19 protein-coding genes and 1 pseudogene are annotated in these 20884 nt (G+C 69.3%); 10 read left to right on the top strand and 10 right to left on the bottom strand.

Going from position 1 to position 20884, the window contains the following annotated elements; genetic code table 11:
- The 6 genes from FH610_RS38000 to FH610_RS38025 all read right to left on the bottom strand — a co-directional run.
- Positions 1–799 (bottom strand): cation transporter (locus FH610_RS38000; RefSeq protein ID WP_139580081.1); only part of this gene is annotated, 799 nt, incomplete at its 3' end.
- 29 nt (positions 800–828) lie between these two features.
- Positions 829–1770: a hypothetical protein gene (locus FH610_RS38005; protein ID WP_139580082.1), complete on the bottom strand. Its 942-nt coding sequence runs from the start codon at positions 1768–1770 to the stop codon at positions 829–831.
- Positions 1767–1979 carry a heavy-metal-associated domain-containing protein gene (locus tag FH610_RS38010; protein WP_139580083.1) on the bottom strand — a complete coding sequence of 71 codons (213 nt, stop codon included), beginning with the start codon at positions 1977–1979 and terminating at the stop codon, positions 1767–1769. Before FH610_RS38010 ends, FH610_RS38005 begins: the two co-directional genes overlap by 4 nt.
- Positions 1980–2007: 28 nt before the next feature.
- Entirely contained in the window at positions 2008–2289 is a 282-nt protein-coding gene (locus FH610_RS38015; RefSeq protein ID WP_139580084.1) for a metal-sensitive transcriptional regulator, read from the bottom strand.
- A gap of 103 nt (positions 2290–2392) precedes the next feature.
- Complete coding sequence (locus FH610_RS38020; protein WP_139580085.1) at positions 2393–3820, bottom strand: MFS transporter; 1428 nt, start codon at positions 3818–3820, stop codon at positions 2393–2395.
- A gap of 138 nt (positions 3821–3958) precedes the next feature.
- On the bottom strand, positions 3959–4147 hold the full coding sequence (locus FH610_RS38025) for a heavy-metal-associated domain-containing protein (protein ID WP_276607731.1): 189 nt from the start codon (positions 4145–4147) through the stop codon (positions 3959–3961).
- A 321-nt stretch (positions 4148–4468) separates the two neighbouring features.
- Between FH610_RS38025 and FH610_RS38030 the strand changes: the two genes are divergently transcribed.
- From FH610_RS38030 to FH610_RS38055, 6 genes are all read left to right on the top strand, one after another.
- Complete coding sequence (locus FH610_RS38030) at positions 4469–4804, top strand: ArsR/SmtB family transcription factor (RefSeq protein WP_139580087.1); 336 nt, start codon at positions 4469–4471, stop codon at positions 4802–4804.
- Complete coding sequence (locus tag FH610_RS38035; protein ID WP_139580088.1) at positions 4804–5523, top strand: cation efflux transmembrane domain-containing protein; 720 nt, start codon at positions 4804–4806, stop codon at positions 5521–5523. Before FH610_RS38030 ends, FH610_RS38035 begins: the two co-directional genes overlap by 1 nt.
- A gap of 100 nt (positions 5524–5623) precedes the next feature.
- Positions 5624–6013: a hypothetical protein gene (locus FH610_RS38040; protein ID WP_139580089.1), complete on the top strand. Its 390-nt coding sequence runs from the start codon at positions 5624–5626 to the stop codon at positions 6011–6013.
- Positions 6010–6456 (top strand): MerR family transcriptional regulator, encoded by a 447-nt coding sequence (locus FH610_RS38045; protein WP_139580090.1) that lies wholly within the window; start codon positions 6010–6012, stop codon positions 6454–6456. The genes FH610_RS38040 and FH610_RS38045 overlap by 4 nt, the downstream gene beginning before the upstream one ends.
- 153 nt (positions 6457–6609) lie before the next feature.
- Positions 6610–6942, top strand: coding sequence for a YnfA family protein (locus FH610_RS38050; RefSeq protein ID WP_139580091.1), 333 nt, complete (start codon positions 6610–6612; stop codon positions 6940–6942).
- A 399-nt stretch (positions 6943–7341) separates the two neighbouring features.
- The gene (locus FH610_RS38055) at positions 7342–8871 is read left to right on the top strand and encodes a carboxylesterase/lipase family protein (protein ID WP_139580092.1); all 1530 of its coding nucleotides are present in this window, start codon (positions 7342–7344) and stop codon (positions 8869–8871) included.
- Between the two features lie 176 nt (positions 8872–9047).
- Here the strand turns inward: FH610_RS38055 and FH610_RS38060 are convergent, their stop codons facing one another.
- On the bottom strand, positions 9048–9506 hold the full coding sequence (locus FH610_RS38060; RefSeq protein ID WP_139580093.1) for a hypothetical protein: 459 nt from the start codon (positions 9504–9506) through the stop codon (positions 9048–9050).
- A 468-nt stretch (positions 9507–9974) separates the two neighbouring features.
- Between FH610_RS38060 and FH610_RS38065 the strand changes: the two genes are divergently transcribed.
- The gene (locus FH610_RS38065; RefSeq protein WP_139580094.1) at positions 9975–10541 is read left to right on the top strand and encodes a hypothetical protein; all 567 of its coding nucleotides are present in this window, start codon (positions 9975–9977) and stop codon (positions 10539–10541) included.
- A gap of 168 nt (positions 10542–10709) precedes the next feature.
- Here FH610_RS38065 and FH610_RS38070 read toward each other — a convergent pair whose 3' ends face one another.
- Positions 10710–11792, bottom strand: a complete 1083-nt coding sequence (locus FH610_RS38070; RefSeq protein ID WP_139580095.1) for a glycoside hydrolase family 11 protein — start codon at positions 11790–11792, stop codon at positions 10710–10712.
- 669 nt (positions 11793–12461) lie between these two features.
- Between FH610_RS38070 and FH610_RS44905 the strand changes: the two are divergent.
- Positions 12462–12634, top strand: a pseudogene (locus tag FH610_RS44905) (transposase); the annotation flags it as partial.
- Between the two features lie 178 nt (positions 12635–12812).
- A complete protein-coding gene (locus FH610_RS38080) occupies positions 12813–13955 on the top strand; it encodes a serine hydrolase domain-containing protein (RefSeq protein WP_161628185.1) in 1143 nt (380 codons plus the stop codon).
- Positions 13956–14086: 131 nt separating this feature from the next.
- On the opposite strand, the gene FH610_RS38085 is transcribed toward FH610_RS38080, so the two are convergent.
- Positions 14087–18010, bottom strand: coding sequence for an SGNH/GDSL hydrolase family protein (locus tag FH610_RS38085; protein ID WP_139580097.1), 3924 nt, complete (start codon positions 18008–18010; stop codon positions 14087–14089).
- 225 nt (positions 18011–18235) lie between these two features.
- A complete protein-coding gene (locus tag FH610_RS38090; protein ID WP_139580098.1) occupies positions 18236–18778 on the bottom strand; it encodes a DUF2690 domain-containing protein in 543 nt (180 codons plus the stop codon).
- Positions 18779–19389: 611 nt separating this feature from the next.
- Between FH610_RS38090 and FH610_RS38095 the strand changes: the two genes are divergently transcribed.
- The gene (locus tag FH610_RS38095; protein ID WP_205826355.1) at positions 19390–20757 is read left to right on the top strand and encodes a pentapeptide repeat-containing protein; all 1368 of its coding nucleotides are present in this window, start codon (positions 19390–19392) and stop codon (positions 20755–20757) included.
- The last annotated feature ends 127 nt before the right edge of the window (positions 20758–20884 follow it).

The raw sequence follows: 20884 nt of genomic DNA on the forward strand, positions 1-20884 counted from the left end.
CCACCGCGAGGTCACCGGTGGGGATGCGCACCTCGGCCCCGTCGCGGAGCACGGCCACATCCTTGGCGCCCAGTTCCAGCAACGCACGCAACGCCGCACCCGCACGCCGCTTGGACCGCGCCTCGAAATACCGCCCGGCCAGGATGAACGCGGTCACCCCGGCGGCGGCCTCCAGGTAGATGTTGCCCGAGCCGTCGCTGCGGGCGATGGTCAGATCGAACCCATGCCGCATTCCCGGCACCCCGGCGTCGCCGAGGAACAGCGCCCACAGCGACCAGCCCAGCGCGGCGATCGTGCCCAGCGATACCAGGGTGTCCATCGTGGCGGTGCCGTGCCGCAGGTTGGTCCAGGCCGCGCGGTGGAAGGGCAGGCCGCCGTAGACCACGACGGGGGCGGCGAGCGTCAGCGACAGCCACTGCCAGTAGGTGAACTGCAACGGCGGGATCATCGCCATCGCGATCACCGGTACGGCGAGCACGACGGAGACGATCAGCCGGGTGCGCAGGGGAGCCAGCTCGTCTTCCGGTTCCTCAGGCGCCTGCTCGGGTCTGGGCGGCTCGGGCAGCCTGGCGGTGTATCCGGCCTTCTCCACCTCCGCCACCAGCGTCTGCGGGTCCAACTCCACAGGGAAGGTCACCTTGGCCTTCTCCGTGGCGTAGTTCACCGTCGCGGACACGCCCTCCAGCTTGTTGAGCTTGCGCTCGATCCGGTTCGCGCACGACGCGCAGGTCATGCCGCCTATCGAAAGCTCGACGCTGCCGCCGGTGGCGGACGGCTTGTCGTCGGTGATGGAGGCCATCACCCCTCCTTTCCGCGTCATGCCCGCTGTCAGTGGCCGGAGTGGGAGTGTTCGGCACCGTGGTCCGCCGTGGCGGTGGGGACCGCCCCTGAGGGTTGCTCCGCCCGTACGGTGAAGGCGACGGTGTGCACGGTTCCGTCGTGCTGGAAGTCGAGGAAGAGCCGGTAGTCGCCGCGGCTGGGGACCTCGGCGTAGAAGGTGATGCCCGGGCCGGCGGGGGTGACGCCGTCACCCGGAGCGCCGTCGGGGTGGACGTGCAGGTAGGCCAGGTCGCCCACACGCAGCGCGACCAGGTGCCCGTAGGCCCCCAGATAGGGCTGCAGGTCGGTGACGGGCTTGCCGTCCCTGCTGATCTCGGCGGTGATCCTGCTCGCCGCACCCGGTGTGAGCGTGCCGTCGAGCCGGACGGTGTATCCGTCCACCGCCACCGTACGGCTGGGCGCAGGCAGGGCCGGGGGCGCATAGTCGCCGGGGACGTACAGGTCGGCGCCGAGGGTCAGGCCCTCCCCGCCCTGCGGCGCGAAGTCGGCGAAGATCCGGTAGGCGCCGGCGCCGGGCAGCGTCAGCGGCACCGACCAGATCCCCTCGCCGGACAGCTCGGGGTGCAGGTGCCGGAAGATCGTCGCATCCCGGCTGACCACGATGAGGTGCAGCTTCTTGTCGTGCTGGGTCTCGTAGGCGGTCACCGGGCGGCCGTCGGGACCGTTCACCGTGAACCGGAAGTCGGTCTCCGTCCCGGGGGTGATGCTCGTGGTCTGCGGCGTGAGGGTGTAGCCACCCTGGGACACCTGGAGTCCTCCCGGTACGTGTTCCGTCTTCTGCGCGGCCGGTGAAGGGGTCGTGTGGCCCCCATGGCCGTTCTTCGCGGGCGCCGGTCCGGTCGCGCCGACGGCGCCGCCGACGCCGAGCGCTCCCGCGAAGACCACGGCGAGACCGAGGACATAGGTGCCCAGCCGGGCTGGCGTGTTCATTGCTTGTCCACCACTTCGTATCCGGCCTCCTCGACGGCGGCCCTGATCTGGGCCGTGTCGAGGGGGCTGTCGCTTTCGACGGTCACAATCCCGGTGGTGAGATCGACCTCGACGCCGGTGACACCGGGGACCTCGCCGACTTCTTCCTTCACGGAGCTGACGCAGTGGCCGCAGGTCATGCCGGTGACGGTGTAGGTGGCTGTGGTCATGACGCTTCTCCTTCGTGAGCGAGATCGATCAGGAACGGACGAGACGGGCGACGGCGTCGGAGGCTTCCTTGATCTTGACGTCGGCCTCGGTGCCGCCCTTGGCGATGGCCTCGGCGACGCAGTGCGCCATGTGCTCGTCCAGCATCTCCAGGGCGAACGCCTGCAGCGCCCTGTTGGCGGCCGAGACCTGGGTGAGGATGTCGATGCAGTACTTGTCCTCGTCGACCATCCGCTGCAGTCCGCGGACCTGTCCCTCGATCCGGCGCAGCCTCCTGAGGTGGTCTTCCTTGGTCCCCGTGTATCCGGCCATCTCCCCGCCTTGCTCTGAGGTCTGTTGTCTCTATTGAACACCCTACCCCCCTAGGGTATTTCGCGGGCCCGCCGTGACCGAGGGCGGGCCCGCTCGGTGGGATCTACACCCCCACCGCCTGGGTGTCCGTCGTGGCGGGCGCCGCCGATGCGGACTTCCGCATGAGCAGCAGGGTCAGTACGGCACCGGACGCCGCCACGACCGCCGCGCCGACGAAGGCGGCCTGGAAACCGTCGGTGAGCGCGGCCGGGCCATTCGCCGCGGCCGCTCCCCCGCTGGTGGCGAGCGCGGTCATCACGGCCAGGCCGAGCGCCGAGCCGATCTGATAGGTGGTGTTGACGATGCCCGAGGCCAGCCCGCTCTGCTCGGGCCGCGCGCCGGACATCGCCGACATCATCGCGGGGATGTAGGCCAGGGACATCCCCACCGCCGCGACCAGCGAGGCGGGCAGCACGTCGGCGACGAAGGTCCCGTCCGGACGCACCAGGGACAGCCCGGCCACCCCCGCCGCCAGCACGGCGAGCCCGATGACGATCAACGGCTTGGCGCCGAACCTGCCGAGCAGCCGGGCGGTGATCCCGATCATGAAGATCATGATCGCGATCGTCATGGGAAGCAGGGCCGCTCCGCTGGGGAAGGCGCTGTAGCCCAGGACCTGCTGCAGATAGAGGTTGAGGAAGTACCACATCGGGATCCAGGCCGCGCCCAGCAGTGCCATCGCGAGGTTGGCGACGGCCAGCCCGGGGGTCCGCCAGATCCCCAGCGGCATGAGCGGCTCCCGGATCACGCGCTGGACGAGCAGGAACAGCGCGAGCAGCACGATCGCCCCCGCCAGTTCCAGCAGCGTCGCGGCGGAACCCCAGCCCTGTTCGGGCGCTCGCACGATCGCGAACACGGCCAGGGCGATCCCGGCGGTGACGGCGACGCCGCCGAGCACGTCCACCGACCCGCGCCGGCCGGCGACCGCGGGCAGCAGCGCGGGCACGGCAAGCAGGGTGGCGACGCCGATGGGGATGTAGACGATGAAGACCCACGGCCAGCTCAGATACTCGGTGATGACTCCGCCGAGGAACACCCCGGCGGTGCCGCCGGCCGGCGCCGCGGCGCCGTACAGGGCCATGGCCTTGCCGAGCTCCCGCGGATCGTGCCCGAAGAGCATCATGAGCAGGGTCATCGAGGCCGGGGCGATGAGCGCGCCGCCGACGCCCTGCACACCACGGCCGAGGATCTCCATCCACGGGCTGCTCGCCGCGGCGGCGACGGCCGACCCGGCGATCAGGACGAGCCAGCCGGTGATGAAGACCCTGCGGGCGCCGAACAGGTCGGACAGGCGTCCGCCGAGCAGCAGCAGGCCGCCGAAGGCGATGACGTAGGCGTTGAACACCCACTGCAGCGCGTCCGAGGAGAAAGCCAGGTCGCGCTGCATGTCGGGTAACGCGACACCGATGATCGAGGTGTCCATGATGACCATGAACTGCGCCGCGGCGAGCACGACCAGTGCCCGCCACCTGCGCGGATTGACGGCGTTCATGCCGCACTCCTGTTCTTCGCATCCGCCTCGCGATGGGAGGATGCGCTAGGGGGTTGGGTGTGATGCCGAATCGGACCGGCCCCGCAGGTGGGCGTGCATGGCAGTGCACGCCCACCGCCTTCTCCGGGGCTCGACCCGCTAGACCCGGCTCGCCAGTTGGTAGCCGGCCTGTTCCACCGCGGCGCGGATCTCCTCGTCGGTGAATCCCGCGCCGCTGACGGTGACCACGCCGGTCGGCAGATCGACGGCCACGCCGGTGACGCCGCCGACCTTGCCGATCTCCCCGGACACCGACGAGACGCAGTGGCCGCAGGTCATCCCGCTCACCGAATAAGCCCTGCCGTCCGCCGCGCCTGCCTCAGCGGTCGCCGCGGCCTGAGCCGACTCCGTACCGCACGCACATGCCGTGCACATACCCGTCCTCCTTATGTCGCTTACCCCCGGGGGGTACCTGTCGCGAGAGACCATAGCATACCCCCCAGGGGTGTCAACGCTCGCAGGTGGCGAGATCGGCGACTGACCGCCATCCGTCCCGCCTCCCGCATCTCGTGCGCGACGCCTGTCACCCCCGGCGGCCGCTCGCGCCGTTCAGGATGCACGCCCCAATCCACGACTGACTGAATTCAGGAATCCGTGTACTGTCGAGGCATGGTCGCCATCGCCTCCGACATCGACGTACTGGCCCGGTTCGGCCGCGCCCTGGCCGACCCGATCCGCTGCCGCATCCTGATCGCGCTTCGCGAGGCTCCGGCCCATCCGGCCGACCTGGCCGACCTGCTGGGCGTCTCCCGCACTCGCCTGAGCAACCACCTGGCCTGCCTACGTGACTGCGGCCTGGTCGTCGCCGTGCCCGTCGGCCGGCGTACGCGTTACGAACTGGCCGACGAGCGGCTCGGCCATGCGCTGGACGACCTGCGCACCGCGGTGATCGCGGTGGCCGCCGACCGCACCTGCGTGGACGCGGATGAGAAAGGGTGTTGCTGATGACCACGATCTCCCTCGGCCCGACCTCGGCCCGCCGCGACGCGCTCCGGCGGCGCATCCGGCTGTTGGTGGCCGCCACCATCACCTACAACGTGATCGAGGCTGTCGTCGCCGTCACCGCCGGCACCCTCGCCTCCTCGGCCGCACTGGTCGGATTCGGCCTGGACTCCGTCGTAGAGGTAGCCTCCGCCACCGCGGTGGCCTGGCAGTTCTCCGCGACCGACCACCAGGCGCGGGAGAAGACCGCGCTGAGGATCATCGCGATCTCCTTCTTCGCGCTGGCCGCCTACGTCACCGTCGACGCCGCGCGCGCCCTGCTCGGCGCCGGTGAGGCCGAGCACTCCACTCCCGGCCTGGTCCTGGCCGCCCTCTCACTGGTGATCATGCCGTTGCTCTCGTACGCCCAGCGTCGCGCCGGCCACGAACTGGGCTCCGCCTCCGCGGTCGCCGACTCCAAGCAGACCCTGCTGTGCACCTACCTGTCGGCGGTGCTGCTCGCCGGGCTCGCCCTCAACAGCGCCTTCGGCTGGTCCTGGGCCGACCCGATCGCCGCCCTGGTCATCGCCGCCGTGGCGGTCAAGGAAGGCCGCGAAGCCTGGCGCGGTGACGCCTGCTGCGCCGCTCCCGCCCTCACCTCGTCCACCCCGTCCACCCCGTCCACCTCGTCCGGCGCGTGCGCCGACGCGTGCTGCTCCCCTGCCCAGGACGACCCCCGGTGATAGGCGGCCCGACGCCGTCCCGCGTACGCGCCGCCCCCACGGTCATCGGCGCGCAAAGGGGTTGCATCCGATACCCAGGTACAGGCTTACCGTCAGAGGCGTGACACAGGACATCGCCCTTGACCAGGGATGGGCTCCCTCAGCATGCACCTTGCCCACCGCGGAGCAGCCGCTGCGGGTGGCCGAGTTCGACACCTTGTTCGCCGACGCGGTCCAGGCGGTGCGGCGCCCCGGGCGTGAGCGGCTGCGGCTGGAGCTCGTCTTCAGCCCGGAGCACGCGGCCCGGGCGGCCGAGCTGACCGCGCGGGAGAACGGCTGCTGCTCCTTCTTCTCCTTCACCCTGGCCATCGCCGACGGCGGCCTGACACTGGACGTGGCGGTGCCGCCGGCGCAGATCGAGGTGCTGGACGCGCTGCAGGCACGCGCCGCCGCGGCGGCCGCATCAGGGTCGGCCATAACGGGACCTGCCACATCGCGAGGATCGGCGTGAGGCAGGATCTCGACGGCCCCTACCTACGCAGCGGGCAGGTGGCCAAGCAGGCCGGGGTCAACCTGCAGACGTTGCGCTACTACGAGCGTCGCGGGCTGATCGCCGAACCGGCGCGCAGTCCCGGCGGGCACCGCGCCTACCCGCCGGAGACCGTCACCCTGCTGACCGTCATCAAGGCCGCCCAGCGGCTCGGCTTCACCCTGGACGAGGTCGCCGAGCTGATCGACACCGGTCGGCGCGGTCACCCCACTCCCGACCTGCGTGCCCGCGCCCAGGCCAAGATCGCCGAGGTGGACGCGCGTATCGCCGACCTGACCACCATCCGCACCGCGCTTACTCAGGTGGTCACCGCAGGCTGCGACAGCCTGACGAACTGCACCTGCCCCGACTGCCCGCTGCCGTACGCCGACCTGGCCACCGGCCACACCCCCGAGGACGGCTGACCATCGTGAGCACCCACCCCGACCATCGGGCCTCTCGCGCGAGCTCCCCCTGCGGATGCGGCGGGAGCAGCTGCGGATGCTGAGCACCCGCACCGCGGCGAGGAGAGTGACCCGGCGACGGACGGGCCGCCGCCATGCGTTGTACTACCGGCCATGACGGTCATCCGCTCCCTGCTGCTTTTCGTCCTGGCCGCCGTCGCGGAGATCGGCGGAGCGTGGCTGGTCTGGCAAGGCGTACGCGAGCAGCGTGGCCTGCTGTGGATCGGCGGCGGCGTGATCGCGCTGGGCCTGTACGGGCTGGTCGCCACGCTCCAGCCGGACGCGAACTTCGGCCGCATTCTGGCCGCCTACGGCGGCGTCTTCGTCGCCGGGTCCCTGGCCTGGGGCATGCTCGTTGACGGGTTCCGACCCGACCGCTGGGATGTCATCGGCGCGCTCGTCTGCCTGGCCGGCGTTCTGATCATCATGTACGCGCCGCGTGGCTGACCGAGCAAGGTGGGTGGAATCAACTCGGCGTCGATGACCAGCATCTTCGACGAGCGGCCCAGCCGGAGGAATACGTGTGGGTGTCGCAGGACCTCCACTTATATCCGTCAGAATAATTCTGTCTGATTAGATTTCTGGACGCCCTCCCCTGCCGAATTGTGCTCCCGGAGGATCAAGCTGCGGCGCTCCTCGCCGCCTTACGGCCCTACGCCGGCCAGGACGGTCGTTGAACCTCGAGCTGGACTCAGCGGATGACAAGAAGGAACCCGCTGGTCACCCGCGTGACCGTTACTCCTTTTCCTTTCCTCCTTACCTGTTCTTCCCCTGAATAAATGGTTTGCCCGCAGATGGCGCGCACTGGAATGCTCCGCCGAGCAGGAACAGAGAGGAAACCGCGACGTGGCCGTCACCGCATCCAGCAAGCCGTCCGAGTCCGAGCCGGAAGTCCGCACGGCGGCCGGCGTCCTCCGCGGCGGCCGGGAGGCGGGCCTGGCGGTCTTCCGCGGCGTCCCGTTCGCCGAACCGCCGGTCGGCGCGCTCCGTTTCGCCGCGCCGCAGCCGGTGCGCAGCTGGGACGGTGTGCGCCCGGCGGTCGCGTACGGCCCGCCGCCCCCGCAGTCCGGCCTGCTCGGGGCGTCCCAGGACACCGCCGGCGACGACTGGTTGACGCTGAACGTGTGGACGCCGGATCCGGATCCGGCGGCAGGGCTCCCGGTGATGGTGTGGATCCCCGGCGGCGGTTACGTGTCGGGCGACTCCAGTCTCCCGGAATACGACGCAGGACGCCTGGCCGGGAGCGGAGTCGTGGTCGTGACCCTCAACTACCGTCTCGGTATCGAGGGTTTCGCGCAGATCGACGGAGCTCCGGCCAACCGGGGACTGCTCGACCAGGTCGCGGCCTTGCAGTGGGTGCGGGACAACGTCCGGATGTTCGGCGGCGACCCGGGCCAGGTCACGGTCTTCGGGGAGTCGGCGGGTGGCGGATCGGTCGCCGCGCTGCTCGCCATGCCGCGCGCCGCCGGGCTCTTCCGCCGGGCGGTCGCGCAGAGCGTGCCGGGGACGTTCTTCTCCCCCGAGCTCGCCGCCGACATCGCCGCCGCCTGCGCCGCCGAGCTGGGAGTACGGCCCACAGTGTCCGGCCTGTCGGCGGTGGCTCCGGACCGGCTGCCCGCCGTGGGCGACGCGATCTCCGCCAAGACCGCCCGATGGCGGGAGCGCTGGGGGCAGATCACACACCGGCCGATCCCGTTCGCACCGGTCGTCGACGGTGACGTCCTGCCGGCGACCCCTTGGCAGGCGCTGGCTGACGGCGCTGCCCGGGACATCGGGCTTCTCGTCGGGCACACCCGTGACGAGCACCGGTTGTTCAGCCTGATCGACGGCGTGCTTGGCCAGGTCACGCACGAGCAGACCGAGACCGCTCTGCACATGCTCGCCCCCCACCCGGACGGCGCACGCCTATACCGGGAGGCGTTCCCGGCCGCGGCCGATGAGGAGCTGTACGAACTGGTCAACGCGGACTGGCTGTTCCGCATGCCGAGCCTTCACCTCGCCGACGCGCAGATCGCGGGCGGCGGCCAGGCTCACCTCTACGAGCTGACCTGGTCCGCCCCGGGATTGGGCGGTGCCCTCGGCGCCTGCCACGGCCTGGACGTGCCGCTCGTCTTCGGCAACCTGAGCAGCGGACAGCCCGCCATGCTGATCGGCGACCCACCCTCCCCGGCGGCGGAGGAGCTCTCCGCGCAGATCCGCAGGGCGTGGACGGCGTTCGCCGCTCACGGAGACCCGGGCTGGCCTCCGTACGACACCGACCGCCGTCTCGCACAGCTCTTCGACACGCCGTCGGTGGTCACCGCCTATCCGGAGGAGACCTCGCGGCTGCTGTGGCAGGACCACACCTTCCCGGCGCTCCCGCTGCTCGTGCGGTAGCGGCCGTCAGCCGGCCGAGCGCAACCGATCCGGTTCGCCGCCGATCGCGTCCCGCAGCGATCAGCCGCAGGCCACCCGGTTGACGTCGCGCACGATGTAGTTCCAGTAGTCGGCGTTAGGCCCGGAGATCGTCGCTGGTGGAGGTCATCAACAGTGGTGTTCCGGCCGGTCGGCTCTCAGCCGCAGTGACTCCAGGCGATGCCGCCGGTGTCGGTGTGCGGCAGGCTCGTGCTGTCCTTCCAGAAGCCGCGCACCCAGGCGTCGACGCTCACGCAGTGGCCCCGGCCGTACAGGTAGACCGGACCGGCGTAGGAACGATAGGTGCTGCTCGCGTCGGTGGCGACCTGGCCGTCGGAGACCCGGAGCGTGATGCCCATGCCTCCCGACGCGACGAAGTCGACGTCGCGGCGCAAGATCGCGCAGTTCTTGCCGTTGGAGCTGTTGTAGTAGAGGAAGACGACGCCCGAGCCGGTGGCGGGGGCGGTGTCGCTACTGAGGGGGGTCGCTTCCACGACGGAGTATCCGGACCCGCAGCTGCCCACCATGTAGGTGTCCGCGCTTGCGGGAGCGCCGACGACCGCGGTCGCGGCGATGACGGCTGCGGCGCCCAGGAACCGGAATGCGTTTCGGCGCATGATCGATCCTTTCGGAAGGGGATCGGAAAGAGCGGTACACGAGTACAGAGCCCTCCGGACGCGCGATCGTGACGCGCGAACCCGGGATGAGACCGAGATCACACAGCGAACCGGGCGATCGCCACGTGGGCTCGAAGAGGCCGGCCTCGCCGCGGGTGGCGGCCAACTCGTCGCGAATGCCGACCAGGTCGGCCTCGGCCCGTTAGGCGCGGCGGCGCAGCTCGTCGCGGGCGTCCTCGGCGTGCTGATGCGGGCTCCGAAGGCCTCGCCCAGCGTCTCCCGCTCGCGGGTGGCGTCGGCGCGGAGCTGTTCGGCTCGCCTTCTCCACCGTCCGGTTCGTTCTGGCCAGGACCTCGGCGCGTTCCCATTCGGCCTGGCGCTGCTGCAGGGCTTGGGTGGCGGCCTCGTTCTGCGGCCCTTCGTTCTCTCGATCAGAACTTTCCCGGCCGGGCGGCAGTCCAATGTGGCATGCACATCGATGACAGAGGAATCCGCAAGCACAAGGTGGTTCGGCTGGGACGCCCGGCCATTGCGGCGGCGCTCGCCGCGGGGATCGCAATGACCGGCGTCACGGCGGCGAGCGCGGCCGCGACGTCCGCCGACGCGGCCGCCAACGCCACCACCAGTGCGGGCGGCAAGTTTGGCCCATACGGCTACGGAGGGGTGCGGCTCGGGATGACTCTCAAGCAGGCCGAGGCGACCCGCAAGGTCGTGAAGAAGCTCGACGAGGGTCAATGCTCGGGGTGGGATCTCAAGGCGCACCCGACCGGCCGCGACAGTGTGGGCCTCTACATCTCCAAGCATCTGGGAGTTGCCCTCATCCAAGCACCCAAGGGCGTCAAGACGCCCGAGGGCATCAAGGTCGGCTCCACCATGAAGCAGGTCAAGAAGGCCTACCCCCGACTCGACACCACGGGCAACTACCCCGTCGCTGTCGTTCCCGGTAACCCGAAGGCCCTGTACTACTTCCTGTCGTACCGAGGCAAGGTCTACGAGTTGGCTCTGGCCCTGAAGAACCAGGACTGCACCAACTAGGCCCGGCCAGTCTCGCAGAACCCCCTCGCACAACCGGCAGGTTCTGCGAGGAGTTCTGCGAACGGCGACCTGCGCGAACACGGCCGCCCGGTGCGGCGAGGGAGCGGGGCCCGAGGGCGCCCGCTCCCCGCTCGCGCGTCGCCGCGCCGTGACGCACGGTCGTGCCGGTCAGCCGGTGGTGCAGGCCGAGCCGTTGAGGCTGAAGGCCGAGGGGTTGGGGTTGCTGCCGGAGTAGGTGCCCTGGAAGCCGAACGAAGTGGTGGCGCCGGGGGCCAGTGAGCCGTTGTAGGACACGTTGCGCGCGGTCACCGACGAGCCGCTCTGGCTCACCGTGGCGTTCCAGGAGTTGGTGATCTGCTGGCCGCCGGAGAAGGACCAGGCCAGCGTCCAGCCGTTGATCGTGCCGCTGCCCGTGTTGGTGACGGTCACGTCGGCGGTGAAGCCGTTGTTCCACTCGTTCTTCGAGTAGGACACCCGGCACGCGCCGGTGCCTCCCGGCGAGGAGGGCGAAACCGAGGGCGAGGGGCGGGGGGAGGGCGAAACCGAGGGCGAGGGATCGGTCGTGCCGCCGATGGTGATGTTGGAGTTGCCGCTGCTCTGGTAGCCCTCGGTGGCGAGGATCTGGTAGTCGTGGGTGCCGAGGTTCATGCCGTAGCGGGCCCAGGCGTCGAAGTGGTTGCCGGTGGTGATGGTGCCGCCGACGCGCTTCTGCTGGCGGACGCTCCAGTACTGGTTGAAGGTCTGGTTGCCGTCGATGGACGGGGCGTTGTAGCGCGTGGTCTCGTAGATGTCGTAGGTGCCGCCGTCGCTGGTGACGGTGCCCTTGTAGGTGCCGGTGGGCCGCCAGGAGCCCCAGCTGTCGACGATGTAGTACTCGACCAGCGGGTTGCGGGTCCAGCCGTACACCGACAGGTAGGAGTTGCCGGAGGGGTTGAAGCTGCCGGAGTAGGTGACGGTCCTGCGTCCGCCGGGCTTCCAGCCCTTGCCGGCGACGAAGTTGTTGGTGTTGCGCCATGAGGTGCTGTAGTTGCCGCCGGACCCCAGATCCATGGAGACCGTGCCCTGGCTGTCGGTCCAGAACGAGAAGAAGTATCCGTTGTTGGTGCCGGTCTGGTTCGTGGTGACGGCCGCGTGGGCGACGCCGGGCAGCAGCGCCACGGCCGCGGCCAGCGCCACGGCGCAGACACGGCCGATCAACAGCCGCACACTGCCGCGCCCGCGGCTTCTCATCCGGACGGGACTGTGATTCATGTACGCACTTCCTCCTCAACGGGCCGACGGCGGCCGGGCTACGTGATGCCGACGGCCGGGGTGGCGGCCACCGCACGCCGACGTCGCACACCGCGGCGGAGGTTGGCCGGTCGTCACGCGGTCGCCGACCTGAGGACCATGTCGCGGTTCGTGACCCGGATCGACAGTGGTCGAGGCCCTTCGTTCGAGCGAAATTATCGGACAGACGGCGAAAGTGTCAGCCCGAGCCTGTGGGGCTGTCAACGACTCCCGTAAAGCCGGTTCCGCCCAGAGGTGTCGTCTCGACGGATCGGTCCTGCTCACGGGCGACCGGCAGTGGGGCGGGCGCCGACGGAGGCGATGAAAGTTACGCGGAACCCGCCGGGCATGGCCCGAGGAAGCCGTGCCGCGATCGGTGCGCTCCTCGCGTTCCGCGGCGTCATGAGTCGCGTCTTTGGAACCTTCAGCAGCACGATCAAAGGATTTACTCAGCCGTCCGCCACCCGAAGCTCATTCCGCTTTTCCCGTTGAGTGGCCGCTGACATGCCCTGATGTGAAACCGTACCTGGGGAGTTCGAGCTCTGGTAGGCGGCTGCCCAGAAAACTATCGGTACGGAGGCGAAAGTATCGGACCCTCTCGCCCGGAGTGTCGACGATCCCCCGACAGGCAAGTTCCGTGAGGCGCGGGGGTCGCTCCCCGCCGACGTTCACCCGGCCGCCAAGAAGGCGCTCGCGGAGATCTGGAACGCCGAGGACAAGGACCACGCACTGAAGGCGGTCGAGAAGTTCCAGGACGCCTACGGCGCCAAGTACCCCAAGGCGTCGCCAAGGTGGTCGACGACCTGGACGAACTACTCGCCTTCTGCGACCGGACGAGAAGTCCTGCGAGGACCAGTCACCCGCCGCTGCTCGATGATTCTTGATCCACAGGTATTGATCGCTCCCCCCACCCCTCGGGTTGTTACTTATGCCTATGTAGCAGCTCCCTGTCTAGGACTGGAGCTTCACATCGGAGCTTCGGCTTTCCAGGAGGAGTGCTTCATGGTTTCGCGTCAATCGGCAGGCGCACGCGTCGTCTCGGCGGCATGCGCGGCGTTGGCTCTGAGCGTGTCCGCGCCCGCCATCGCGTCGACGGACAACGCCCCGGTCAAGGTAGGGGACGTGCAGAAGGCGATGGAGGCCCTGGTGAAGTCAGGCCACGTGGTGGGCGCCATCGGCGAGGTGTATGTGAACGGCAGGCGGGTCGGGAAGGGATCGGCCGGCTCCCGGCTGCTCGACGGCGGAGGCGGCGTGATCCCCTCCACCGCCCGCTACCGGATCGGTTCGCAGACTAAGAACATGACCGCCACCGTGGCCCTGCAACTCGTCCAGAGCGGCAAGCTGAAACTGGACGACAAGCTCAGCGAGGTGCTCCCCGAGGTGGCGGAGAAGGATCTAGTGGAACGGGCCGACGAGATCACGGTACGCAACCTGATCCAGCTCTCCTCGGGCATCCCCGACTTCCTCACCCCCGAGATCGACCCGCTCGGCTCCACGATCACGTATCGCCCCGTCGACTTGCTGGCCGCCTCGCGCAAGCAACGACGGCCATCGGAGATCGGGACCTTCAACTACTCCAACACCGACTACATCCTGCTCGGCATGATCATCGAGAAGGTGACCGGGCATTCGCTGGCGACCGAGCTCAAGCAGAGGATCTTCACCCCGCTCGGCATGCGGGCCACCTACCTGCCGATCAAGGCCGCCGAGGGAATCAAGGGCCCGCATGGGCACGGCTATAGGAAGGATGAGACGGGCAAGCTGCTCGATGCCGACAAGCTCAACGCCACCACCATGCTGGGCGCCGGCGGCGTGATCTCCACCGCGCATGACATCAGCGCCTTCCAACGCGCATTCATCCAAGGCAGGCTGCTGCCGGACTCCCTACGCAAAGTGATCAACGATCCGGTGCCCGGCCAGCCGTCGCCGCCGCAGGGCGGTCCGTGTATGGGCAAGCCGGCCTTCCAGCCACGTGGCGGCAGCGCCCCTGGCTTCGTCGCCGCGACCTACACCTCCCCGGACGGGCGGCTGCAGTTCGCGGTTTCCGTGACGGTGGCCATGGATGACGCCGAGCGCGGTGCTGTGGCGCAGCGTATCGACCACGCCCTCGCATCGGTGTTCTGCCCTGCGACTGCCGCTGGCTAGACCTGTTCTCCGCGAGATCGTTTCTCTGGATCGCGTTATGAAGAGTGGGTTGGCCCGTCTGACTGGGTCTGCGTGGCCCGTCGGGTAAGCCGGCAGGACCTCGTTTTCGGTGCCCGGCCGAGCTCGCCCGTTCAGGGGATCGTGATCTGCCTCGCGATCTGTCTGCTCATGGCGTCGTAGCCGGCCTGGTTCGGGTGGAACCAGTTGTCGAAGGCCGGCCATGAGCCCGCGTAGAGCAGGTTCGGGAGGGTGATGTAGGGGTCGCCGGTGCAGGCCTCGTGGCCGTCGAACAGCCCGCTGATGTCTATGGAGTGGATGTTGGCCTCGGTGGCGGCGGCTTTGATCACACCTGCGAGCCGGGTCACCTTCGGCCGCAGCCAGCGACGGGTGGCATTGGTCATGCCGACGCAGTCGGTGGCGGTGGGATCTCCGCTCTCATCGGGCGGAGTGAGGATGCCGGGGTAGGTCACCACGTAGACCTTGTCCGCCCCACCCGCCGCGGCTGCGATGTCCTGGTATGCCGTGGTCAGGAAGCTCTTCAGGCTGTCGATCCGGGCGTCGAGCTTGTCCTGCCCGCTGCCCGCCCCGTAGACCTCCAGACACGAGGGCGGAGAGTGCAGGCAGGTGTTGATGACGTCGGCGAACCCTGCGTCGTTGCCGCCCACGGTGAGGGTGACCAGCCTGGGCCGCAGCGCGCGGAGCAGTTGGAGCTGGGTGCTGGGCTCACCGAAGAAGGCGGACCCCGCCTGCTCGTTGTTGGGGATGTCAGTATACCAATCGTTTTCCGGACCGGGTGTCTCGTGGAGTCGCCCGTCGCCGAGGAACCATGCGGTGTACAGTCCTGCAATCCACGATCCGTCGATCCTTTCCTCCATGTAGTACCGGAGGCCGGCGATGTCGCCCAGGTTGGAGCCGGAGCAGGTCAGGTCGATGAAGTTCAGCAGGTTTTTGTCGATGGCGACCTGGTAGGGCCAGTTGTAGGTGCCCCGGTGGCACAGGTTTCCGTGGTCGCCCGGGTTGTTCTGCGATACGTCGGTGCCGTCTTCCCAGCCTGCTGGGGACAGGTTGTCGCCGCCGCCGAGGCCCTCGCCCGAGGAGTAGGAGTCGCCCAAGGCGACGTATCCTCCGGTCGGCACGGGCACGAAGGCGACCGCGTCGAATGCCGTGTCCGATCCCTGGGTGCCGTCGTCATCCGGTGTGATCGAGCGCAGGGTGACGGTCATCCGGCACGAGGAGGGGCCGGTCGACGTGGTGGAAGAGGAGCCGCCGCACAGGTAGTAGCCGAGCGGCGCCCAGGCGTTGACGTATCCGCCTTGGTCGATCGTGCGCCGTAGTTTCCTGTTGTTCTGGGCGCCGGGAAGGTCGGGCTCGCTATCTGGAAGGTCGCTGGCTTTGATCTCGTACGTGGCGTGACCGGTGGCGGCCGCAAGGTCCGGTACGAATGCCTTCACCTGGTAGACCGTGCCGTAAGCGGGGTCGGCGGTCAGGGTCGCCGCCCATTGCCCGCGCACCTCGGTATTCGCGTACTCCGTCCCGGCGGTGTGGGTGAAGAAGACATGCCCCGCCGCGCCACCGCCGATCTGATGGAGGTCGATGGCGGAAACGCTCGAGGCTGTGTTCAGCACGTCCTCGCCGTCGGGTCCGACGAGGCGGAAAGTGGCGTTGGCCGAGGCCGGGGCGATGGCGCCGGGGGCATGGCTGTCGCAGTTCATGAGGTTGGGGGTCAGCCGGGCGGGGTTCTCGTCGTCGCCGAGGGCGGTGTCGTCGACGACGATCGCGTTCGCCCCCGGGTCGGCCGATCCCGTCAGGGAGCAGGTCGCGCTGTCCGGATCGGCGTCGGGCTCCGCGGCGCCGGGCTGCGGGAAGTAGGTGTGACCGTTGGGCGCGTTGCTCGGTGTGGAGGTGGCACAGGATGTGGCGCAGTCCGTCCAGGTCACCGGCTTGTCCCACCAGCAGAGGCTGTCTTCCGACGGGCAGGGGTCCGAGGACCCGCCGACCTGACCGGGGAGGCAGTAGTTGACGTCCACATCGCAGAACGTGGTGGGGCCGGGGACTTGCAGGAACCGGCCGACTCCATCGTCCCAGTCATAGGTGCCGCGGTATTTCAGATAGCCGCGGGTGTCCATCTGAGGGACGTCGATCCATCCGAAGACCCGCTCCTGATAGGGCCAATGGGACGGCGTGCGAGCATCTCCGTACGTCACCTGCGTCCCGTTGTGCAGGAAGGCGTGCCGCGGAGGGTAGATCGGGTTGGCGGGATTGTTGAACCACCCCAGCCCCTTACGGTCGGCGGGATCGGTGTGCACGCCGGAGTTGTATCCCCAGATAGCGGCGTACCAGTTCTCCGCCTTCGTGGGGTCGTCGTCGTTCATGGTGATGCCGAGGCTGTGCAGTTGCAGCCATTTGTCCTGCAGGACGGTCACGGCCGCGGCGATGTTGGTGGCATAGTCGACGGCCACTCGCAGCTGCTGGTCACTGGGGATGGCAGCGCCGATGGACAACCGCATGCCGTCGGTGATCTGGGCGATGCCGTACCCGCAGTCGGCTTGGGAGTAGTCGATCGAGGTTCCGTCGGTGCCGGTGCCGTAGTAGTTGGCGATGAGCGGGTTCGCCGGCCGGCCCGGCAGCGCGTGCCAGCTGGCCTGGCTGAAGTTGGACTCCTGGGCGAGGATGCCGTACAGCACCAGTGGCGGCACGGCGGGCGCGCCGGAGACCAGGGGGAAGTCCTCACTGGGGTATCCCGGGGCGAGGGGTTTGCCGGCATCCCGGGCGTACATCTCCAGATGGGTCGGCCGCGCACCGGTGAGTCCGGGCTTCAGTGCACCCTGGACGGCCTGGTTGACCGCCCATAGAACCTGTTCGGAGGTCGGCTGCCACACCTGCTTGAACACGTCGTTGCGTGGCACCGCACAGGCGTACTCGCCATCCATCCCGAGCGTCTGGGCTGCTGAGGCGCCATCGAGCCGCAGCTTCGGCAGGGCAGCGGTACGCAGCGGCAGTGGGGCCGGCAGGTTGCGGGCCGTCGGGCCGGCGGCGCCCCTGGGGAGGATGTCGGCCCGCTTGCCGTCCTTGCCGCGTTGCCCGGGCAGCGCCGCACCGCCGGACAGCGATACCGACTCCGGATCGACGGCTGCGGGCGCGGAGACAAGATCGGAGCCGACCTCCAGATGGGCGGCGCCGGACACGATCGTCCGGCCCGCACGGCCATTGTGCAGGTGGAGGACGAGTGACGTACCGGTGGCGAGGCGCCGGCCATGACCGGCCGCCCACCCCCAGACCTCACCGGTCCCACCTACATGGGTGATCAAGTGGACGCCTCCACCGGCGGACGGCGTCACGTCGGTCACCCGGCCGGGGAACCGATGCAGCGCGGCGATCCGGTCATCGGTGACGTCCACCAGGTCGCCGCCTCGCGCCGCGACGATGCGGTCGCCGGCCGGAACGGCCGAGGTGATCTCCGCCCGCACCGTGGTCGTCCGCGTCTGGCGTCCACTGGCGACGTCCAGCACGCCAACCCGGGTCGGGCGCTGGTCCCGGCCCAGATAGCTGGTCAGCGCCACCTCGCTGCCTGCGCCGCAGCCCGGATTGAAGTACGCCAGCGACACGCCGGAGGCGAGAGGCCGTACGGCGCCGGTGTGCGCGTCCACCGCGTACGCCATGCCTCCGCTGTTCATCCCCGCCTCGGAGTTCGACGCGCTCCACGGCGCTACGACGACCACCGCCCAGCGCCCGTCGCCGGTCAGGCACTGCTGTCCGATCCAGCGTTCGTCTTCGCCGTGGCCAGGCTGGATGGTCGCCAGCGCATGCCACGTCCAGCCGTCCGCCGGCCCCGCCGCGTACAGGTGGTACCCGGAGGTGTCGCCGTCCCCGAAGACGATCTCGTCCCCCTCGGGCACGACCGGGCTTCCGGCCGGACGTGTCCCCTCCGGAACGGCCCCGCCGGGACGCGGGGCCGTCTGTTCGGTCGTCCCGGCGTACGGCGCGGCCTCGGTGGGAACCTCGGTGCCGCCGAGCAACAGGCCGAGCGAGACCACCAAGGCCGTCGTGCTCCGCACGACGCATCGTGCTGTCCGAGATGACCAAAGGTACACATCGACTCCATTCGCGGATGCCGCACCGTCGGGGACGTGGGCGAGGGCAGACCGGCCGGCCGCCGGGAGACCAAGAGTTCGAAGCACAGGTCGCCTCCGCATCCGCGAGAGACGAGTGACAGCGGTGCCGCCGGCTCTGAAACCGTCGACCCGACACCTGCTTTCGGGCCTGCTGAGGAGCGAAGTCGCTCAGGCGCCGAAGGACCCGGACGCTCCGCCGGACCCGTTGCCGGCACAGCACCAGCCGTACGCGTAGGCGAGCACGTCCGGGGCGTAGAGCTGGTCGGAGTAGGCCCAGGTGTTGTACACGCTGTACTGGTCGGTGCAGTCAGTTGATCCGGTGCCTCGGCACAGCTTGACACTCACCAGACCGTCACCGCGGTCCTTCTCGCTGTTGACGGTCACCCGAGCCCAATTGGTCTTGCACGTGGGCGAGTAGCGCAGCTCGATCGTGGCGTTCGCGGCCAGGGTCGGCTCACCGCGGGTGTTGTGGAACCAGAGCGTCGAGCGTCCCACGGTGTAGGCACCCGCTGAGCAGCCGGTGGTCTCCGGATCTGTGTTGTCGCAGGTCGCCTTGCCAGGCGTGTCGTGACATCGTGATGCAGGCGTCGGGGTGGCCGCCGGGGCCACCGACTTCGCGTTCGCGGCTGTCCCGCCTGTCGCGAGAGCCATGATGCCCAGGGTGGGCAAGAGGATCATCTTAAGGGCGAGGGCGACGCGCCATCTGGCCATGGGCCACTCCTTTCATGTCGGGAAAATCACGATGTTCGGCCACACGAATGGAATAGCCCCCGAGGAATTTGATGCGCGACGCTCCCGCCGTACGCCGCAACAACTCGCACCAACGCGCTCTCCCCCACCACGCCTGCTCATCGCGCAGTGACGCTCACGATGCCCGCTCACGTGCGGCCTGCGGCACCCGGGCGCGTCCGCCAAGAGTCGGCGCGCACATGTACCCGCGACCGGGCCACCTCCACCGAAGTCGAGGAGCCCGAGGCCGACCGTATCTACGGCCCGGCAGCAGCGCGTACGCGGTCTCGAAGGCGGCTGGACCGCGAAGCCCAGGCGATTGCGGGCCCGCCGCTTGCCACCACACCCGAGTCCAGGTCAAAGCCCGTCCAGGGCACCGGGAAGGCTTACCTCCGGTTTTCGTTCCGGTGTTCCTCAGGCCCCGTGTTCGTCAGGAGGGAGACGGTGTTTCCGAGCCGGGTGAGCAGGTCGCGGGCGTGACGGATCTGCTCGGGGCCAACGCCGGCAGGCGGCCCAGCCGTATGGCCGGGACTCCGGACGCGGCACGCCCGTGTTACTGGCGGGACCCGCCGGTAACCGGATGAAATGACCACATGCCCTGGTTGTCCCGCCGCCGTCCGGCCGAGCTCGCCTCGCCGCCCGAGCCCCCGCGAACCCCCCGCGCCGCAGCCTGGTGGATCCTGCCAGTAGTGCTGCTGGTCGGCAGCACGGTGGCTGCCACCATGTGGTGGCTGCTGACCGGCCTGCCCACGGCCCCGCCGGGGCAGGCCGGCATCGCGCGCGGGGAGGCCCTGCGCACCGCGCTGGCCGCCGGCGCCGGCGTCGGCGCCGCCGTCACCCTGGCCCTGTCGTTCCGCCGCCAGCGTCACCAGGAGATCACTACCGCCCATGCCACCCACGACGCCACCGAGCGCCGTGTCACCGAGCTGTACACCAAAGCCGCCGAGCAGCTCGGCCATGACAAGGCTGCCGTCCGCCTGGCCGGCTTGTACGCCTTGGAGCGCCTGGCCCAAGACAACCCCGGCCACCGGCAGACCATCGTCAACGTCATCTGCGCCTACCTGCGCATGCCCTACACGCCGCCCCGCAGTCCCGGCCCCCAGCGGTCGGCCCCATCGACGCCGGGCCCCTGGCAGGTTGCCGCCCCCGCCGATCCCGACTTAGCAGAGGGAGAACGGCAGGTCCGCCTCACCGCCCAGACCATCCTGGCCGAACACCTGCGGGACGAACGCCCCGACCAGCGCGCAAGTCTCCCCTCGCAGCCCCGCCACTGGCCCGGCATGCGCATCGACCTGACCGGCGCCACCCTCATCGACCTTGACCTCGCTGAGGCCCACCTCGCCGAGGCCCAATTCGACGGGGCGATCTTCACCGGGGACACCTCGTTCAACGGGGCGGTCTTCACCGGCCAGGCCCAATTCGAGGGGACGACCTTCACCGGGGACACCTGGTTCTTCGGGGCGACCTTCACCGGCGGCGCGCGGTTCAGCAGGACGACCTTCACGGGGGAGGCCGATTTCGACGGGGCGACCTTCACCCTGGACGCTGTCTTCTTCAGGGCGACCTTCTCCGGGAACGCCCGGTTCAGCGAGGCGACCTTCACCGACCATGCCCTGTTCCCCGAGGCGACCTTCCACGGAAACGCCTGGTTTGACGAGGCGACCTTCACCGAGTTCGCCCGGTTCGACGGGGCGACCTTCACTAGCGACGTCGTGTTCGATGGGGTGACTGTCACCGACTTCACTGGATCTAGGATGAGCAGGGCCGAGTGGACTCAAATCGCCGACCATCCGGATCACGTGTGGCCGCCGGGCTGGCATACGGTGACCTGCCCGGACGGCAGCACCGGCCTGGCCCGCCAGGAGAGCGCCGCGGGCGAGGAGAACGGCGAAGACGCCGCCACCGCGCCGTCCATCCCTCCAGAGGAGCCGGCTGGCACGGAGGAGAAGCCCCGCGAATAAAGAGAGAACGCTCCGAGCGCGTCGCCATGCCCATCTCACGAAGTCGTCATCGATCGCGTACGGACCATGGTTATCCCGGACGGGTTGCCGTACCGGGTCGGTGGGCGCGAATCCGACCAGGTAAGCC

It is taken from the genome of Microbispora catharanthi (assembly GCF_006334915.2).
Taxonomy (GTDB): Bacteria; Actinomycetota; Actinomycetes; order Streptosporangiales; family Streptosporangiaceae; genus Microbispora; species Microbispora catharanthi.

What these genes read in the sequence shown, in the direction of transcription:
- FH610_RS38005 (WP_139580082.1), bottom strand. Translation starts at nt 1,770, where the DNA reads ATGAACACGCCAGCCCGGCTGGGCACCTATGTCCTCGGTCTCGCCGTG.
- FH610_RS38010 (WP_139580083.1), bottom strand. Translation starts at nt 1,979, where the DNA reads ATGACCACAGCCACCTACACCGTCACCGGCATGACCTGCGGCCACTGC.
- FH610_RS38015 (WP_139580084.1), bottom strand. Translation starts at nt 2,289, where the DNA reads ATGGCCGGATACACGGGGACCAAGGAAGACCACCTCAGGAGGCTGCGC.
- FH610_RS38020 (WP_139580085.1), bottom strand. Translation starts at nt 3,820, where the DNA reads ATGAACGCCGTCAATCCGCGCAGGTGGCGGGCACTGGTCGTGCTCGCC.
- FH610_RS38030 (WP_139580087.1), top strand. Translation starts at nt 4,469, where the DNA reads ATGGTCGCCATCGCCTCCGACATCGACGTACTGGCCCGGTTCGGCCGC.
- FH610_RS38035 (WP_139580088.1), top strand. Translation starts at nt 4,804, where the DNA reads ATGACCACGATCTCCCTCGGCCCGACCTCGGCCCGCCGCGACGCGCTC.
- FH610_RS38050 (WP_139580091.1), top strand. Translation starts at nt 6,610, where the DNA reads ATGACGGTCATCCGCTCCCTGCTGCTTTTCGTCCTGGCCGCCGTCGCG.
- FH610_RS38060 (WP_139580093.1), bottom strand. Translation starts at nt 9,506, where the DNA reads ATGCGCCGAAACGCATTCCGGTTCCTGGGCGCCGCAGCCGTCATCGCC.
- FH610_RS38065 (WP_139580094.1), top strand. Translation starts at nt 9,975, where the DNA reads ATGCACATCGATGACAGAGGAATCCGCAAGCACAAGGTGGTTCGGCTG.
- FH610_RS38070 (WP_139580095.1), bottom strand. Translation starts at nt 11,792, where the DNA reads ATGAATCACAGTCCCGTCCGGATGAGAAGCCGCGGGCGCGGCAGTGTG.
- FH610_RS38080 (WP_161628185.1), top strand. Translation starts at nt 12,813, where the DNA reads ATGGTTTCGCGTCAATCGGCAGGCGCACGCGTCGTCTCGGCGGCATGC.
- FH610_RS38090 (WP_139580098.1), bottom strand. Translation starts at nt 18,778, where the DNA reads ATGGCCAGATGGCGCGTCGCCCTCGCCCTTAAGATGATCCTCTTGCCC.
- FH610_RS38095 (WP_205826355.1), top strand. Translation starts at nt 19,390, where the DNA reads ATGCCCTGGTTGTCCCGCCGCCGTCCGGCCGAGCTCGCCTCGCCGCCC.